Here is an 18173-nt window from a genome sequence, read left to right as displayed (position 1 = left end):
CGAGCATGCAACATAAAGAAGGGCAATAGTAAGTGCACTACTACCCTAGTCTGTTACTTTTGGATCTGTTAATGTTTCTTTTCTTGTTTTATCCAACATCCGTACAGTTTGCCAAATCGTTATAAACGCATAAAGCATCAATAACAATCCAGGAAGAATTAACAGAAGTGCTGCACCTTCTTTCGTATTCGCAAAGCTAACAACATAACCGGCATAAGGAACGGTGACTCCTGTATATTCTCCGATAATATTTTCAGCGAGGACAGGCTCACGATCGACACCATCATTGGCATCTCCTTTTGTTATATACGTTTGACCCTCACTACCGACTTCCTCTACCCGGTGGGTTACCAACACTTCTTCTTCCGTAAGAAAAGTGACAATATCCCCTTCTTGAAACCGAGTCGTATCGACTCCAGTTTTAACAAATATGATCGATCCGGTTTTTATTCCAGGTTCCATCGACCCTGATAAAACGGAATTAATTTGATAGCCCAAAATTGTTGAATTTCCTTCCGACATCTTTGAGTTTACCACTAAGACCATCGTTAGAATTAACACAGCAGTTAATAACATGGATACCATAAAATTTAAGTATTTATACCACTTTTTCTGCTTCAACATCATCACCTCAGGTATGCAGATTCGAATCTTTTTAAGCTTCCGACTTTAGTTTGATGGATCATCATCAATTACTTCTTCATTTATTCCATTAACATCTTTTTCTTCAATTTCCCCGTCCTCATTTAGCTCTTCTTGTATCTCATTCACTGCGTTTTCCAATGTCTTCTCTTCTGCCGCTATTTCTTCCTTATTTTCGTTGTCCACAGCCTCCTCCTCTGTTTCTGCCATTTCATCTGTAGCCGCTTCTTCATTATCATTTACATCCTCAGAATCTCTTTTCTCTTGGACTGTGATTTCAGCTGCAAATGTTGTTTCAACTGTCTGCTCTTGATAAAAATAAGCATAGGTCGGTAAGTTAATATGATAAACACATATAAATAATAGATAAATAATAATAAAGACTTTTAACACAATGTTTATCAATTTTACATCCTTTTTAAAAATATGAAACATCTTATTCACTCACCTTCTTTTGCTAACCTTTGAAAAAATGAGGCTGGGACATAACATCACGCTCTCGATTATGCCCGAGCCCGATTGGTATCTCTCTATCTTACAAGATATTCTGTATAATCTATTAACGCCTGATATGCTTTTTCTGACAGCAAACCATTATCTGCAAATTGATTCAGAAGAACAAGGAACCCTTCTGCATGTTTTGCAACTTTGTCATTTTTCCCCTCATCTTCAAATTGTTCAAGTGAAGTTAAATGTATTTTTAAAGTACGGGCTGCAGATTCATCAACATCACCGTTCTCATTAAACAGATCAAATAATTTGTTGATACTTGCAGCACTAATGTCGCTTAATAAGTAGTCAACATCGGTAACTGTTTGCTCAGAATCTGTTTCAGAAGTCGCGGTAACCGTAAGTGTTGATGGAATTTCAACCCCCTCAGGCACTTGGACGTATACTGGAAATTGAATTGTTTCACCAGCTTCGACTTCTATCACATTTTGTTCAATTTTCGTCTCCCAGCCAGCATCTGTGTCTGCTTGGATTCGGAAAAGATCGGTTGTTTCTCCAGTATTTGTCACGTTAAAGTAGTGAGTTGCAATCTTACCAGGTACAGCACGCTCCGCTTCCCCAATTTCCGCAGTCACACCGCGTTCAAAGTCGCCAGCTCCATCGAGATGACGTACCGAGACACGATAGGACATGACGCCATCTTCATCATACTTCTTATCTAAGATATAGAAATGCAGGCGGTTATGCTCATCCACGTACTCACTGTTTATCCCATCACCTGTTCCAGCCTTAAATAAAGCATCTGCTAACTGACGATAGTCTCCGAGAGAATACATAGCTTCTGTACCATCCGGTCGAATGAAGTCGACTTGCTCAATATCTTCATCATTAGCATCGATTACCCAGATGTTTGGTGCAGATTCTTCATTCTTAGTTTTGGCCATCAATACTCCTGAATCCGGTGTAAAGGAATCGTAGCCAACACGATCAACTACTTCAATCGTGTAGTTGTCATACCATTTAGCACCACGCTGCATATCTGCTCGCCAGTCGTCACGCAGAGAGTTCGGTGGCGTTAAGTCCTCCATCTCGATATTGATGCCATGGATGCCAGTCCGGCCAAATTCCTCTCCTATCGGTACAGCACGTGCAATAATGTCTGTAAAAATTGGACCAGTTTCAGCAAGCTCATCACGCTCTACGTTTAGATACTGATCTTCATCTAAAATGCCTTGTTTGATCTTATTACGCAGCATATGGTGGGAAGGTGCAGAGCCACCAAGTGTTGGCATAACCATCCAACGCGTATGTGGACCACCCGGACCATTAAAGCTTCCACGACTCATAAGCTCCCATGGACCTGAATAAGTGCGTGAAACTGGATCTCCATAAGGATTATTATAGTTATCCAGTAATTCCATGATGTGCCCGAATTCATGTGCGAACGTACCCATTCCATCATTTTCCCCTTGTACGGAAATCCCGTTCCTTATATTTGCATGGGACCAGATGGACTTTGCCGCAAACCATGAAGTCCAAGGTACATAACGGGTATAAGCCCAATTTTGCGAAATTTCCAGGTCAGCAGGAGGACCAAATTCGCCAGTAACAGCATCTCTGTCCATGAACATCATTTCTCCGAATTCCTGCCATACACCCGATTGATCGTAGGCTGCGTGAAGAATAAATATAAAATCATATTCTTCACCTGATGCATCAAGGTCTGCCTGAGCAAGATCTAATGCATCACGCTGTATATTTCGCGACTGATACCCTGGTGGCATTGAGTTTCCATAGGATAAACCATATTGAAACTCCCGCCCGTCCACACGATAAGGTCCAAAAGCATCTAGATCAACCCCCCATTTACCATAAGAGTTTTCTTTCCAATACTCATCAATGGTCCGATAATTATTTAACGGCTGTGGAGTGTTTAAGAAATCCTCATAAAATTGACCTAACTCTTCTCGAGGAATGTCTCCAATTCCGATTGGATTTCCAGCAAGATCCGAACCTTCTGGTAAACTCGCAACAAAATCTTGGTCAGCAAAATCTACAAGTACTAAGGCTCCCTTTATTAAACGCTCCGGTTCCCCTGATGCTTCATTCCAGTTAATACCAGGAACTGACTTGTAGTCATCCCATACCATATCTTCTGGTAAAGTCCATGAATTGGTATCTACTGGATCGGGAAATGAATCCAGTCCAGAGGGTGCAGCTAACACGTTTGGCGTGTTTAACAAAAGCAAGGCAGCGGTCACAATGAATGACTTTTTGACTAATTTCAACTTGCTCTCCCCAATCTTTAACAAAATAAAATTAACAAGACATTTTCAGCAAACAATACATTTCATAGATTGCTAGATTATTTTTGGCTTCCTGGGTTTTGAGTCGCAACGAACGTCCATTTTAAATCTAAGGAATCACCCTGGAACTGGTTTTGGTCTCCACCATTATCAACAAAATTAAATTTAACTACGAAATCATCCAATGAATTAACTGGCAATCCTTTTTCACCGAGAGCTGGATAAAAAATATGTTGGTTGATAGCATCTGGTGTCATTTCTTTTAATTCTGCTAAAGTAGTTCGATAAATAACCTCATCCAATTTATCCACATTGTATAAAAATTCAACTTCGATATGGTTTGCAAAATCCTCGGTATTGTTATTATGTGCGTCATGCACCGTATAGTCCGTTTCCAGTGTAACCTTTTCAATATCTAGACTACCGTTGTTTACTAGTTCAAAACTGCGAATTATTGAATCACCAGGTGCTAAGTTTTCAACCTCAACAATTGTTGATGGATTTACTGATAGATCCAATGTACCCGCGGCAAATGTATTGTTTGTTACTTCCGTTGAACTGAAATAAGCAAAAGTCCCTCCAGCAATGAGTGTAATCCCCAATACAGCGGACATCGCCGCCATCCCTAACTTTTTCTTGATATCCATTTGTACTCCTCCTAAAATTTTCTATCATTTCCCCATCTATTATGTTAAGTAGCTCTTGCTGCAGTACCATACGTCTCTTCAGCAACAGAAAAAGCTATTGCTTTCCAAATATCACTAATAAACGATAAAAGCGGCCAAATGACAAGATGACGTATGTATTTTGACACAAAAAAAACACTATTCACCCCCAATCTTCTCGTTTTAGGTTCATAGATGTATTTTTATAACATTTGCTGAATAAAATTATAGCAGATTTTACAGAATAGTATACAGTTTTCGAAAAATTGATTCTAATTTACTAGTTTCGACAACTAGCATAAGGAATAAAGAAGGTTTTCCATATAGTTATTAGTGCCTGGTCATTTTTATTAACTTTTGTCAAATTTTATCAAAAGCTAGATACTTGTCCTTGTCTACTTTCGCCCGACTTGATAGACTTTATCCACAGTTTCTACAGCCAAGCCTGTAGTTGTAAAGGAATCTCACCAGTTATTGGCCATGCCGGCCATGCAAGAAAAGCTTTCTTTTTCCATACTCTCAACGTTCCAATCTATCAAATCTGCTTTACAATTATCTCTATCAATACATGTATAATAAAATTTCTCCATCAACAGGCTCGACAACATTCGCTAACAATACCGAATAATGTCGAACGATTTTTAGAGGAAAAACTTCAATTTCCCTTTACTTTCCGCTAATAATTTCCTATATTGTAAATAATGGGATATGCTTATAGTCCTAAAAAAATTAACACCTCACCTCCTTTAGACTCACTTCACCCCTTTTTGCTGTTAATAGTCGATTATAAGTATAAATACATATAAGGGAGATATTAACATGATGGAGAAACAGAAGTTTACGTTTGAGGAAATCTTTGAACAAAATGAACGCCGCATCCACTATCACCTCCACAAGTTAAACATCCGAGACCCCCACCATGAATTTTTCCAAGAAGGTTTAATTGGAATGTGGAAAGCTTATGAAAAGTATCAACCAAATAAAGGTCCGCTAGGTACGTATTTCAACTTCATGATTCGCAATCGCCTGATTGATTCAATTCGAAAAGAAAGTCGGAGAATGGAAAAAGAGGTACTTGCCTCTAAAGATGAAGAAGGAGCATTCGATACAGAAATATTCCATAAGGCAAACAATGCAACCCACGAGGAATCAAGTTTAGACGAACATTTAAAACATAACTCCGATCTTTGGAAACACATCAGAGACTTATTAACGGAGAAGCAATGGAAATGGCTAAAGTATTATGTAATTGAGGATCTGACAATAAAAGAAATTGCAAAACAAGAAGAGGCCTCTATTGAAGCAGTGAAAGGCTGGGCGAAGGAGGCGAGGAAGAAGCTGAGGAAGGACACGGATTTGGAGGAATTGATTAAAAATAATTTGGAGCCGTAAAAACGTTATAGAGAGAGCCCAGATTCATAGAATGGAACTCATTCGATGAAGGGAAGCAATTGAATCTAATGCTTCCCTTGATTTCTTTGACATGCTAACCGTCAAAATAAGGTTAAATTTTCTCGTCAATTTCTAGGCAATTAGGTGGATAGGTGCAGTACACGAGGAAAGTATGCCTGATGGATTATTAACGCTCGATATCCCAGCATCCAAATGGGCTATATTTGAGGTAAACGGACCAATGCCAGATCTATGCAAAAAATATGGATGCAAATTTTTTCGGAATGGGTTCCTTCAAGTGGTTACAAACACGCAGGTACACCAGAACTAGAGGTATATTCAGATGAAGACCCATCCAGTCCTGATTTATATTCAGAAATTTGGATACCTGTAGTATAGGAACCTATATGAGCCGTGGATTACATCGTGTATCCCCTGCTTCAAGAAAAACTTTAACTTTTGCACCCTCTGGTTCAGCAAGAGACAAATTCCCATTATAGATTGCATATTGACACTTTTCCCTTTGTATTCAAGACTTACATCATCACTTATTTCCGAAGCTGTTTTTACTAATACTGATGCTGGCCGCGCATGAATATCTGATTTCTCAATAATTTTATATGTATTCTCTATCATAAAGATTTTACTCCTCTTGTTTAGCTTGTTTGTTCTTCCAATGTTTTCTCTTTTAATTTACTAGTATTTCATGTAATTCTTTAGGAGTCATAAAAACATAAAAATCATAGTCAACTCCTTTTCAATATAATTGGTTAAATTAGACTAATTAATTTCATAATAAATCCCTGTACGTAAAAACCTCTTTTAATAGTAAGGAGCCGTCCCTCTGCCTTAATGATTTTACTATTTGCAAGTTCCCAGACTCATTATCAATCATAAGTGATTGATTCTTTATATAAGAGGAATCAATTTGAATCCCTTTTAAAAATTCGATATCAGTTATAGCTGTTGCAACAAATAAACCTTGTTCCGAAGCTACAAGATGTTTATGACGAAGGGCAATTTTCGGGTGTGCTAAGCCCATTTGCAAACAACAATTATACTCTTCTTCATTGTGAATCTCTAGACGGGCTTGCATTTCTCCACCTAAACATTTTATAGCTACCGCTGATAACACACCTTCAGACGAACCACCGATATTGTAGAGCATATCGTATTTATCTGGATTAACGCACGGCAATAAGGATTTTATAATATCGCAGTCTTTAAATAGTTCAACTCTAACTCCATTTTCTCTCATCATCCGAATTACTCCACCATGTCGTGGGTGGTCCTGAATCAAGACGCACATTTCTTCCATTCGTTTTCCTTTTACTTTAGCTACTGCCCCTAAGTTCTCTATAAGCGGTGCATCTATATCGATTACTCCCTTGGCATCTTTTGCAACAATTATCTTTTCCATATACATATCTGGAGCATGTAAAAGTGAACCTTTAGGGGCAGCAGCAATAACTGTTATAGCATTTCTTCTTCCTTCAGCAGTGGGGCTAGCCCCATCTATTGGGGCAACTGCTATGTCCAACTTACTACCATAACCTTTTCCTGCCTTTTCATCTATATTTAGCATTGGAGCTTTAATAATTTCCCCTTCACCAATAACGATCACCCCCTGCATGTTTATTTGGTTTAAATTATTGCGAATTGATGCTGTTACTGCTTGATCAGCACCAACTGCATTTCCCCTTCCTATCCACGACCAAGTCTGGATTGCTGCTTCTTCAGTTACCTTAAGAAAATCTTTTGTTAAATGATGCATGCGCCTCCTCCTAAACTCTTTTCAATAAAAAGCCGACTTAGTAAGTCCATTCGTAAATCCCTACTAAATCGGCTTACATTTAAAATAGAAAGTTATTTATTGGTTTCCATATGTTTTAAAACGTTCAACCATCATTTCCATTTCCTCATCATCAAGAATTACTGGTTTTCCAATTGTTCTTGCTTGCCAGTAAAGCCGTGCACAAAACTCTAGCTGTTCAGTTATTGCAAATGCTTCATCAAGATTAGTACCAATTACATTAATACCATGGTTTGCTAAAAGAACTGCTTTTCTATCTTCCATAGCTGCTATTGCATTGTCAGCAAGCTCCTTAGTTCCATATGTTGCATATTTTGCACAGCGGATATTTGGCCCCCCAGCATGAGCAACTAAATAGTCCACAGCAGGTAAATCTTCATTTAAACAGGATATAGTAGTAGCATATAGAGCGTGCGTATGAATCATTGCAGCGGCATCCAATCTGTTTTGATATACAACAGAGTGCATCTGGTACTCACTTGAAGGCTTCAGTTCTCCTTCGATTACTTTTCCATGCAAATCCATAATGACAATATCTTCATTTCTCAATTTATAATACTCAATCCCGCTGGGTGTAATAGCCATCATCCCTGATTCTTTATCAAAAATACTTATATTTCCTCCAGTTCCTACTGTTAACCCAGCATCTATTAATTTCTTACCGTAATCTATAATTTGTTCTCTTTCCCTTATTAATTCCATCATCAGAACCTCTCATCAATAGAATTTTGGAGCATTGCAGGCTTAATTAATGACATGCCTTTGAATTGCTTTAGCAACCCCATCGTTATCACATGAATCAGTTATAGAGTCTGCATGCTTTTTTATTTTACTCACTGCATTACCCATGGCTATACTAAATCCTGACACTTTGAACATTGATAAATCATTTAGATTATCCCCAATTGCGATTATATTTTCTCTTGGTATACTTAAAAGTTGCGCATATTTTTGCAGTGCATTTCCTTTACTAACTCCAGAACTTGCAAATTCAAATTTCTGAATATCAGATGTGATAATCTTAATGCCTTCTCTTCCATTATATTTCTTATAAATCATGGTATGTTTATTTAAATCAAATGAAAGAATAAAAAACTTATTTATTTCAAAGTTATCATAGTTTAGTTCTTTAAGTTCTGGTACGCTAATCAAACTTTTTTGTTCTTTTTGAGTATTAACCATATGAATCGCCATTACTTTATCAAATTCCATATCACTATTACTTAAATAAGAAATCTCATTATACAACTTCTCTATCCTATTTTTTTCAATATAAATTCCTTCGTTTGTATACACTTCATAATATAAATTTTCTTGTTCTGAGAAGTGAACTAACTCTTTAACGATATCACTACTAAGAGTAATATTTTGAATAACCTGATCTGAACTATATATCAATGCCCCATTAGAGGATATTATAGGACAATTCAAATCAGACTCTTCAAGAATTCCTCTAATATCATGAAATTCTCGCCCTGAAGCAAGTACTATTTCATTTCCTTGCGCTTGGGCTTCCCGAACAGCTTTTCTGGTTGCTACATTAATTTTTCCATTAGTGGATAGCATTGTTCCATCCAAATCAATTGCGATGAGTTTCATGAATCGACCTCCATCTAATACAATGATCTAATTCTATATAATATTCTAATTAACGATTAACCAGAATAAATTCTAGATTGTGCAGAATAACACTTAATCTTTTAATATACCAACTTTCATTTCACTCTGATATATTAAAATTCAAATCTTTCTTATCTTCAAATTTCTTAATATCTAATGCATCAAATAACAATGCTTTCTCAGCAATATACGCATTATACTCAATTCTTTCTAACATGTCATAAGCCTTTTTTAATTCTTTATCAAGTACAAGAATGCCATGTTTGTTAAGTAACATTGCTTTTGGTAAGGAAGAGTCTTCTCCTAAACTCTTAACGTGTTCTTTTACAGTTGTTGCTAATTCTTTTGAAGTCGCAGGGGCAAACGGTAAAACAGGAATTTCTCCTAACTTTTGAGTCGATTCTGTTAAGTTTGGCATATCCATTCCTATCGTTGCAAAAACTAGAGCATCTTTTGGATGGGCGTGAATAACGCAATTAACATCGTCTCTTTCGCGGTAACAAGCCATGTGCATATTAATTTCTCTAGTAATACCACCTTCTCCCTCGACAATATTTTCATCCATATCAACAACTAAAATTTCATAAGCTTCCAAATTACAGTGTTTTTCTTGAGACATTAATGTTGGTGTCATTATTAAATGTTTTTCATTCATACGAACACTGACATTTCCACCGCCTGTATTTGTTTCATGCCGATAGAACATCAATTTCACAACTTCAGTAAGTTCTTCTCTTTCTTTTCTATATAACATAATATCCTTCCTTTCAATTTTTTTAAAAGTAAAGTATATTTTTATAAACTAGTTGGCAATTTCTTTATTGATACTGCTTGCCTTAATTTTTTCGCTTGCTCTACTTCAACTCCTGAACTAGTCAACTGCATTGCTTTTGAAGCGCTAATAGCTGTTGCAAACTTCAATGTTCTCTCAATTGAATGGTTATTAGCGAAACCATACACTAGACCTCCGACAAAGGCATCTCCACAACCAGTATCATTTACCGTTTCTACATTAGGTGATTCAGCTATATAAACGTTATTTTTATGGAATAAAACAGATCCTTGTTTTCCAAGCGAAACAACTAAATATTCAATATTTTTTCGATTGAATTGTTTATACGCACGTATACAATCCTCAACTGATTCAATAGGCTCGCCACCTATGCATTCAGAAAACTCGTATTGATTTGGCTTAATTAAGGTTAGTTCTATTTCTAAAGCTACTTTTAAATATTCACCTGAGACATCGACTACAATTTTTGCCCCAGTGCTTTTTATTTTTTTTAGTATATACAGAAAGTCACTTTTACTCATTTTTTTGGAAGGATTCCCTGCAATTACAACAATATCATCCTTTATTAACTTGCTCTCTAAGTCTGCTACAAACTCCCTGATTTGCTCATTTGATACTTCCGGACCTTCGTGTGTAATCATAAAACTTCCTTTGTTTGATTCATCCATAACAATATAGTTTTCCCTTACTGTTTTATCCGGAAGTACGTAAAATTGTGGATTCACTTTCTGTTCTCTTAACAACCTGTATAAAATTTCTTTTTTTAATTCCCCGATAAAACCTGTTGATATGTTCGGCATTGCTAAGGTCGATAGGACAACAGAAACGTGGGTTGCCTTTCCACCTATGTCTAAAATACTTTTATTCACTCTATTATTTTTTCCTCTTGTCAGCTCTCCTTGAACTTGAATTATATGATCAATTGCAGGATTTAAAGTAATAGTATAAATCAATATTTAAACTCCTCCTTTGATGCGCCTGATTATTGTACAAGATTTTATAGTTATAGGTTTTATCAAAAGTGAGCTTACTTACCTAGTTTTGGATCTATAAACAAAATATCTTTAGCATAAATTCGAATCAAAATGCTAATTATAAATGCTGAAATCCACATACCAAGATCTTTGGTAAAAAAACCTATTACCATTAACAAAAGAGCTAAGATAGTCATAAAAATCCAAAATGATTTTGATTGTAAGATTTTCTTCAATATTTTCGCCCCTTATTAAAATTCAATTTCACTAAAAGACGTATAATCGTTATTACTCTGATCTACCTATACTAGCAATGAAGTAATTACTTATGTCAATATTCAGATTTACTACTTGTTTTTTATTTGATTTAGTCTATTTAAGCTTCGTTTTCACCCATTTTATTTTCAAAATACTCTTTGTTATCCTTTTTCCTTCCAATATAAAATATTATAAATAGTGTAATCCAAAGGGCTGCACCTAGGATTCCCCACCAATTACCTGCCATAGCATTTGCAAAAACTAATTTAAACTCCCCATTTTCAATAGTGCTCCATGATAAGAAGCTTCCTTCTTGGACATTTACGGCTCCAGTATCTTTAGCTAGTCTCGTTATATATGGCGTGAAATATGTTGCTATATATAAGAAAACAGGTGCAGTTATAATACCATATATAATCATACGTATTAGATTACCCCTAGAGAGTAACAACGCGGCTACTACAATTGATAGATTAATGATTCCACCAAAGGGTAATACAGAGTTCCCTGGTAATATTACAGCAAAAATTAATAATACTGGAACAGTAATAATTGCTGTAACCCAAACTTCATTTCTTCCTGCTAATATAGGCCAATCTAAACCAATTAATAATTCTCTATTTCCAAATCGCTTTTTCATAAATTCTGAAATAGCATCGGATATAGGAGATAATGCTTGCATAAATAATTTTGATACCATAGGAAATAATGTTAATGCAGTTGCTGCTTGAATAGCTAAAATTAGTGAATCCTGTAATCCATAATTTGCAGCTATTCCGAGTAAAAATCCTATAATTCCACCCATAATATGATTTTCAGCAAATACTCCTAACCTATCTTGAAGGGCTTCAGCATCCATTTTTTTGTTTAAAAACGGAATCTTATCCATCAATTTATCAATAGGATACAATAACGCAGCAATGATAGTCATATGGTGTGGAACAGTAACCCCAGGAATTCCAGTTAATTCCTCTATTTCTTCTCCCCAAATATCCCCGATTTTCAGTTCTATAACAACTTGTAAACTTGCCACAACAAATCCCAGTATAGTACTGCCTGAAATAAACATTACCAATATTGCAGTAAATATTTTTCCCCATACATTCCACATATCAACATTTAAAGTTCTGGTTAATTTCAAAACTAACATAACAATATTTATTCCTACTGTAATTGGAAACATTAAGAACGCTAGTGGCCAAGACCAAGTTATAGCCGCTGCTGAAGTCCATCCGCCATCAACTCCACTTAAGTTAATTCCTGTGTTTTCAGCAAATGATTGTGCAGCAGGACTAATAGAATTTAGCATAAAATCAACAACTAGCGTCATACCGGAAAATGCCACACCGAAAATAATAGCCGCGCTTAATGCATCCCTAAACTTCATTCGTGCAAATAATCCGATAGCTAGCATTATAAGTGGGACAAATACTGGAGCACCTAAATCTAAAATATATTGGATAATACTTTGCAAAGTACTCATAGCCTAACCTCCTTGTATATTTAACTTCCGACGATTTATACATGTCAAATAGATAAAGATTGCAGCATAATGTTCGTATATTGTATTCCTTTTACTTTTTATTATAGAATTCTATAGTTTTAAATAACGATCCAGTAATTTCATATTGATTACTTCTAAACTTATTAGCACTTTCACTTAAAGCTTTACTTTTGAAGTTAATTCTAAAATTATTCTATTTCTGTTATCCTCTTAATGTATATTTAGCCTTGAAGTGCTTTTAACAATTTTTCTACTTCTTCCTCTAATCCCATACCTGTTAAAAAGGGAATACCACTTAGCATTGGAATATTGTATTCCTTTTCACTTTTTGTTATAGATATATAAACATCTGCATTTTTTATATAGCTATCAAGCGATTTAATATCAACTGCTTCGACATTTGCTCTTATCTTATTTTCATCTAAAATTCTTTTCACTTTTGAAGCCACTGTTTGACTAGTTGCAACTCCACTTCCGCATGCTACGATAATTCTTTTCATTATTCTTCACTCCTAAAATTATTTTTTAAAAACGCTTCCATCTGTTTAATATCATTAATTGATATAAAGGTTTTTATAAATTCCTGATCTTGTAATTTATCCATGATTAATGAAAGCAGGTTTACTTGTTTGGAAGGGTCTTTAATACCCAACATAAATATATTATTTACCTCAATTTCCTGATCTGATGTTCCCATATGAATAAATGGTAAAGCTGTTTCTAATTTCACAACAAAGATAAATGGCTGTTTCACATGAACTACATCTGTGTGGGGGATGGCAAGTTGCATTGACCCTGTTGTTAAACCAGTTGGATACTCAGCCTCTCTTTTTATAATCGCATCTTTAAAAGTTTCTTCGACATATCCTTTTTCAAAAAGTAATGTACTTAGTTTTTTAAATAGATCGTCTTTAGAAGAACATGGAAAATTAATGCGAATTAATTCTGCATCAAATAGCTCGCCAAAATTCATTGTTATCCCCCCTTTCACTATTCAATATTTCAAGAATTTCTTTTTTATTATTAGCATGATATATCTGTGTAAACACATCCATATCATTAAATAAATTATTTAGCTTAATTAAAGTCGGCACATGCTTATTATCTTCATCAGGAGCAAGTGCAACTATCATTTTCAAATCTTTTCCATCAGGGGTAACAATAGGCTGTTTAAATATAAGAATTTGAAAATCCATTTCTTGTACCCCATCTGCAGGACTGGCGTGTGGTAAATAAACATTCCGTGCAATTAACATTCTTTCATGTTGTTCCATAAATATTTCTTTAGTTGTATTTACATAGTTTTGTGTAATGGTTCCTCTATCCAAGAATGCTTCCATACAAAAGCTGACTAACTGTTCCCAACCCACTTTTTCGTTGACAAATTCTATGTTTTCATCAGAAAAAATAAAATGTACAGGAACTTGTTCAGTTTCTTCTCTTGGTGTTTGTCTTTGTTGACGTGTAAAAAATCCCTCTATCCTTCTAGCAACTTGTGTCATATGTTCCTCAGGTATAAACTCTTGTATTAATTCAAGTAATTTTTCTGAAATTATCTCATTATTCCCTTGAATTTCACGGTATACTTGTTTTCTTAAAGTATTCCTTGTGCCTTTATCTAGCACAGATGGCACTAAAAATATTGGTGTATCCGATTTAATTGGAATTGTAGTGAAAATAAAATCCACTTCTTCTTGAATTCTTGGAAACTGCCTTACAGCATAGGCTCCGATAAAATCAATTTCTGGAAACATTTGTTTGAGTGAGGAAAGCAATAACTCAGACACTGATGTCCCGCTTTGGCAAAGAACCACGGCTTTAAATAAACATTCTGTCTCTTCCACTTCGTAAACCCAGCCAAGTACAATCATAGAAAGATAAACTACTTCTTCCCGAGATAACTTACCATGGATAATTTCTTCATAGGGCCCAACTGATTTCAAAACAACATTATATATATCTTCATATTGCTCGATAAAATCCTCAGTTAGCGGATTATTAATTTGAAATCCCATTACGCTTCGGTATATAGCGGGACCCATATGAAGAATTAGTTTATCCTTCAAATCAAATTTGTGAGCAATTTGAATCGCTAAATAAGACTCAATGTTCCTCATAAATAAATCAGTTGCTAGTGATATTTCATCACCTTCAAAAATCCGAAATGCGGCTTCTACCATGTTTGATGATAAGATTTGAAGAGATAGATAATGCAAATCTGTATCATTTAACTTTTCAAAGTCCCAAAACATTGCTTTTATCTCTGGGTATTCTAATGTATTTTGAATGTCATAATTTTGGACATAAAATGTCCATTCCTTTTGAACACTGTACGCCCTATTAATGATGAACTGAAGAATATATGGTAAATCTTCCAATTGTTCATCGGTTAATGTTATACCAATCCTTTTTTCTGCTTTTTCTAACCGTTTTCGTAGTAAATATATATCTTCACTACTTATCATTTGTTTCTCAAGTAGAAGAATTTTCCCTGCAGTTAAATTCAATAATTGTTTAACCATTGATACAAGTATATTTCGGATATTAAATTCGGATCCGGTGATTACATACCCTCCTTTTTTTCTTATATAAGAAATAGCTAGTCCTTTTTCCTCCAATATCCTTTTAATTACCTTCATATCATTGAGAATCGTATTCCTACTAACAAGACAGATATCTGCGAGTTCTTGTAAGGAAGAGTATTCCTCGTTAATTAACGATTTAATAATGACTAATGCATACCGGTCTTCGGCATCATGGTAATCAAACAAGGTAGTTTTACCTTCAAAGAAACGTTTGTAGCAAATCATTTTTGCTTTTTCAGTCATATATATTCCTTGTTGATTAGAGTTGATGAAATCCCTTTCAGATAAATCGTTTGTTTCGTTAATTAAATTAATAGCCTCTACTTTCGAAAGGCCGAACTTTAACATAATATCGTTTAAATCGACATCTCGCTTGAGAATCAAATATTCCAAAAGTCTTTCGTTAGTAGTTTTGCTCATTTAAAGGCCTCCACTCACAAATTAAGTATAGCACCCGATTCACCACACTTTTTTATGTTTCATCACATTTTTAAAACCGCTTTCAATTTCATTGTGATGAGGTTCCCTACAATAATATTAAGTATTGTATCTGAGTGGCATCGTTATCATTCCGATACACTGACGCATTTGATAGCTGTATTAGTAGAATAAATTTTTACGCGAGAATATATTTAATCTGTATATTTTAATAGGAAAAAGTAAAGATGCGATGCTGGAAAAGCGCTGATAATCATAACTTTTTTTAATACTAAAAAGGAATCGGATTAACTGAGATTGCAAAACAAATAAATAAAAAAACAACACGCTACCGAATATACAGATTTTTTAGCTTAAGGATTGATAATAACGTGAAATAAGGCGATGGGACCATATCGGCTCGATTTCGCCTACTGGAACTCGGCAACATCGTCAAACGCTGAATTGACGTCAAAAAATTATTCTACCTTATTTTGAAGGAACTTAGAAAAACAGATGATACTACTTATTTATACACCTTAAATAATAATCAGTCCCTATTTATAGAACAGCTAGACGAAGGACGCATGTCCAAATTTATTTATTAAACAGCAGAAGATTTATGGCCCCTACTATTTGCCAATCTACTAAAAAATCTTGATATGCTTTAATATTATGGTGAATTTGCTTCTTGGCCTTTTTCCCAATCTCTTGTCCTCTGGTTAAAGGTGCGTCAGATACTTTAAAATACGGAAACATTTGCATTTCTCCTTTGATTTAAATTGTTTTTTCGCTTGTCGGAGTGATTGTGATCTACTTGATATTGTCTTGTATTTAACAGTAAGTAAGCTTAGGGTTTTGTGAGAATCACCTTCTTATCTGATTCTTTTTAGGTGTGTAGTAATGTTTTTATTTTCCCCATCTAATTTTTGCACTCACCTCCAAACATGCTGTTTCTCAGTAAATCAACTACTTGAGAAACGCTTACATTTTATTTGGGAAATAGACACTTTAATTGTCCAAAGTAACATGCATTACTTCGAAATGAAAACACACAATTTGTGTTCGCTTGAATACATACTAATAGCAATTCACTAACTTGTCAACACGTTTTGTGTGTATTTATAATTTAACACACAATCTGTGTTAAATTCTACCCGAATAGGGAGGGGTAGAAATGGTTAAAGATTTTGGAAGAAGATTAGAAAATTTACGTGAAAAATCGGGATATACGAAGAGGGAAATCAGCCATATTCTGGGTTACACGCCAAACGTTTATGGCGCATACGAAAGAGAAGACAGAAGACCTACGATGGAAACGATGGTTAAACTAGCGGATATTTTCAATGTTTCGCTCGATTATCTAATTCGAGGGGAAGAGTATCATCAGAAATCTGAGGAAGATTCAGATATAAAACAGTTGAAGAAAGTCCTTAATTTTTTCAAAAATAAAGGAATAGACGAGCCTTATTTTTTACAGTTTGAAAAGTGGGCTGTGTTAAATAATGAAGACATAAGAGAGCTTAGTAATCATTTTGAATGGGTAGTGTATAAGAGAAGAAATAAGCTGTAGGCCGAGGGGTGGTGAACGGTACTACAATCCGATCACTACGGGTTTGATTTTGCGTATGTAGAATACCGACTTAGACGGCGTATATTTATTAATTGTGCGCATCATAGAAACTAATTCAAATAATTACTACTTACAACTTTATTTAAATATCAACTATACAAACATACTAAGATTAGTGGGTAAGGTCATCGACGGGTGACTTTACCCACTATTTCTTTTATTAAGATATAGTGAGAAGTGAGAGAAAGTCCGACCGAAGCCTCGAGGATTGCGAATCCGAATAATAAACCGGGCTTCTTCACTTTCATTATTGAATCAGTTTTAAGTATGTTGGGGCCATATGAGCTCGTGTAAAGGAAATTGGAATCGAAATGAATAAGTGAAGAACTTTCATAACAAAAAGAGAAAAGAGGTAGTTAAATGGGGATAGTAATGGCTTTAGATGTATCAATGGGGAAAAGCTACAAGGTTGTTTACGACGATCAACATTGCCTTTCTGAAGGTGAAGTAATACATAGTCGAGCTGGTTTTCAGGAACTCTTGGATGAAATATATACACTTCCTGAAGATTTGATGCTTGTCTTTGAATCTACTGGAATTTACTCTAAAACGGTAGAAACATTCTGTCAAAAAAATCAATTGCGTTATTGCTTATTAAATCCCTTGGCAGCCAAAAAGCAATTAGAACAAGGGACATTACGAAGCTGGAAAACAGACAAACATGACGCACATAAATTGGCCCAAGTTCATCAACAAAATGATCGACCAGAAAAAATACACCAACCGGATATTTATCATGAGATACGTGATCTTTCTCGTTTTTATCAAGAAATAGAAGAGGATATAAAGCGCACACGGATGTACCTGCATAACGCATTACAATTAAGCTTTCCAGAGCTTGAGCGATTCTTTTCAAGCAGAGTCACAGCCTATGCCCTGACCCTAATTGATTTGTTTCCACATCCTGAATATGTATTACAAAGTAGTAAAACGAAAATCAAAAACCTTTTGATGAAAAGTCTACCAAAAAGATATCGGAAAATCGTGCGAAACAAAAGGCAAATGAAGTTATCGAATACGCCAAAGAATCTTATCCAGCTGTTTCTTCAACCAGTGTTCAAACTCAAAAAGTAAAATATTATGCACGGCAACTTTTACAGCTTTTAGAGGAGAAAGAAAAT

The 18173-nt window shown here is 35.2% G+C and carries 19 protein-coding genes and 2 pseudogenes; 4 read left to right on the top strand and 17 right to left on the bottom strand.

What is annotated here, in order from left to right:
• Nucleotides 1–45: 45 nt before the first annotated feature.
• The 5 genes from sipW to SPD53_RS11240 all read right to left on the bottom strand — a co-directional run bounded on the left by sipW (nucleotide 46) and on the right by SPD53_RS11240 (nucleotide 4212).
• Entirely contained in the window at nucleotides 46–624 is a 579-nt protein-coding gene (sipW, locus tag SPD53_RS11260) for a signal peptidase I SipW (protein ID WP_442946195.1), read from the bottom strand.
• 45 nt (nucleotides 625–669) lie between these two features.
• Nucleotides 670–1077, bottom strand: coding sequence for a hypothetical protein (locus SPD53_RS11255; protein WP_336252619.1), 408 nt, complete (start codon nucleotides 1075–1077; stop codon nucleotides 670–672).
• A 95-nt stretch (nucleotides 1078–1172) separates the two neighbouring features.
• Entirely contained in the window at nucleotides 1173–3380 is a 2208-nt protein-coding gene (locus SPD53_RS11250; protein ID WP_336252618.1) for a M6 family metalloprotease domain-containing protein, read from the bottom strand.
• A gap of 77 nt (nucleotides 3381–3457) precedes the next feature.
• On the bottom strand, nucleotides 3458–4045 hold the full coding sequence (locus tag SPD53_RS11245) for a CalY family protein (RefSeq protein ID WP_156857878.1): 588 nt from the start codon (nucleotides 4043–4045) through the stop codon (nucleotides 3458–3460).
• 44 nt (nucleotides 4046–4089) lie between these two features.
• On the bottom strand, nucleotides 4090–4212 hold the full coding sequence (locus SPD53_RS11240) for a hypothetical protein (protein WP_268239591.1): 123 nt from the start codon (nucleotides 4210–4212) through the stop codon (nucleotides 4090–4092).
• Nucleotides 4213–4882: 670 nt separating this feature from the next.
• Between SPD53_RS11240 and SPD53_RS11235 the strand changes: the two genes are divergently transcribed.
• Nucleotides 4883–5455 carry a sigma-70 family RNA polymerase sigma factor gene (locus tag SPD53_RS11235; RefSeq protein ID WP_336252617.1) on the top strand — a complete coding sequence of 191 codons (573 nt, stop codon included), beginning with the start codon at nucleotides 4883–4885 and terminating at the stop codon, nucleotides 5453–5455.
• A gap of 145 nt (nucleotides 5456–5600) precedes the next feature.
• Nucleotides 5601–5854, top strand: a pseudogene (locus tag SPD53_RS11230) (GyrI-like domain-containing protein); the annotation flags it as partial.
• A 4-nt stretch (nucleotides 5855–5858) separates the two neighbouring features.
• Here the strand turns inward: SPD53_RS11230 and SPD53_RS19835 are convergent.
• From SPD53_RS19835 to SPD53_RS11175, 12 genes and pseudogenes are all read right to left on the bottom strand, one after another.
• Nucleotides 5859–6091 (bottom strand): annotated as a pseudogene (locus SPD53_RS19835) (HPr family phosphocarrier protein).
• Nucleotides 6092–6245: 154 nt separating this feature from the next.
• Entirely contained in the window at nucleotides 6246–7229 is a 984-nt protein-coding gene (gene glpX, locus SPD53_RS11225; protein ID WP_336252616.1) for a class II fructose-bisphosphatase, read from the bottom strand.
• Nucleotides 7230–7325: 96 nt separating this feature from the next.
• Nucleotides 7326–7970: an L-fuculose-phosphate aldolase gene (locus SPD53_RS11220; protein WP_336252625.1), complete on the bottom strand. Its 645-nt coding sequence runs from the start codon at nucleotides 7968–7970 to the stop codon at nucleotides 7326–7328.
• 42 nt (nucleotides 7971–8012) lie between these two features.
• The gene (locus tag SPD53_RS11215; RefSeq protein ID WP_336252615.1) at nucleotides 8013–8867 is read right to left on the bottom strand and encodes a Cof-type HAD-IIB family hydrolase; all 855 of its coding nucleotides are present in this window, start codon (nucleotides 8865–8867) and stop codon (nucleotides 8013–8015) included.
• A gap of 121 nt (nucleotides 8868–8988) precedes the next feature.
• Entirely contained in the window at nucleotides 8989–9642 is a 654-nt protein-coding gene (locus tag SPD53_RS11210; protein ID WP_336252614.1) for a class II aldolase/adducin family protein, read from the bottom strand.
• Between the two features lie 41 nt (nucleotides 9643–9683).
• A complete protein-coding gene (locus SPD53_RS11205; RefSeq protein WP_336252613.1) occupies nucleotides 9684–10634 on the bottom strand; it encodes a 1-phosphofructokinase family hexose kinase in 951 nt (316 codons plus the stop codon).
• 74 nt (nucleotides 10635–10708) lie between these two features.
• The gene (locus tag SPD53_RS11200; RefSeq protein ID WP_336252612.1) at nucleotides 10709–10891 is read right to left on the bottom strand and encodes a hypothetical protein; all 183 of its coding nucleotides are present in this window, start codon (nucleotides 10889–10891) and stop codon (nucleotides 10709–10711) included.
• A 140-nt stretch (nucleotides 10892–11031) separates the two neighbouring features.
• Nucleotides 11032–12396, bottom strand: a complete 1365-nt coding sequence (locus SPD53_RS11195; RefSeq protein WP_336252611.1) for a PTS galactitol transporter subunit IIC — start codon at nucleotides 12394–12396, stop codon at nucleotides 11032–11034.
• Between the two features lie 242 nt (nucleotides 12397–12638).
• Complete coding sequence (locus SPD53_RS11190) at nucleotides 12639–12917, bottom strand: PTS sugar transporter subunit IIB (protein ID WP_336252610.1); 279 nt, start codon at nucleotides 12915–12917, stop codon at nucleotides 12639–12641.
• Entirely contained in the window at nucleotides 12917–13390 is a 474-nt protein-coding gene (locus SPD53_RS11185) for a PTS sugar transporter subunit IIA (RefSeq protein ID WP_336252609.1), read from the bottom strand. The genes SPD53_RS11190 and SPD53_RS11185 overlap by 1 nt, the downstream gene beginning before the upstream one ends.
• Nucleotides 13368–15422: a BglG family transcription antiterminator gene (locus SPD53_RS11180; protein ID WP_336252608.1), complete on the bottom strand. Its 2055-nt coding sequence runs from the start codon at nucleotides 15420–15422 to the stop codon at nucleotides 13368–13370. Before SPD53_RS11180 ends, SPD53_RS11185 begins: the two co-directional genes overlap by 23 nt.
• A 594-nt stretch (nucleotides 15423–16016) precedes the next feature.
• Nucleotides 16017–16178: a hypothetical protein gene (locus SPD53_RS11175; protein WP_336252607.1), complete on the bottom strand. Its 162-nt coding sequence runs from the start codon at nucleotides 16176–16178 to the stop codon at nucleotides 16017–16019.
• A 418-nt stretch (nucleotides 16179–16596) separates the two neighbouring features.
• On the opposite strand from SPD53_RS11175, the gene SPD53_RS11170 reads away from it, so the two are divergent.
• Both SPD53_RS11170 and SPD53_RS11165 read left to right on the top strand, forming a co-directional pair.
• On the top strand, nucleotides 16597–16992 hold the full coding sequence (locus SPD53_RS11170) for a helix-turn-helix domain-containing protein (protein WP_336252606.1): 396 nt from the start codon (nucleotides 16597–16599) through the stop codon (nucleotides 16990–16992).
• A gap of 420 nt (nucleotides 16993–17412) precedes the next feature.
• Complete coding sequence (locus SPD53_RS11165; RefSeq protein WP_336252605.1) at nucleotides 17413–18126, top strand: IS110 family transposase; 714 nt, start codon at nucleotides 17413–17415, stop codon at nucleotides 18124–18126.
• Nucleotides 18127–18173 lie beyond the last annotated feature (47 nt).

This window comes from Oceanobacillus sp. MO10714A, assembly GCF_037072045.1.
GTDB classification, from domain to species: domain Bacteria; phylum Bacillota; class Bacilli; order Bacillales; family Amphibacillaceae; genus Oceanobacillus; species Oceanobacillus indicireducens.
Note: the sequence above shows the minus strand (reverse complement) of the source record. Positions and strands in the feature narration are given on the sequence as shown.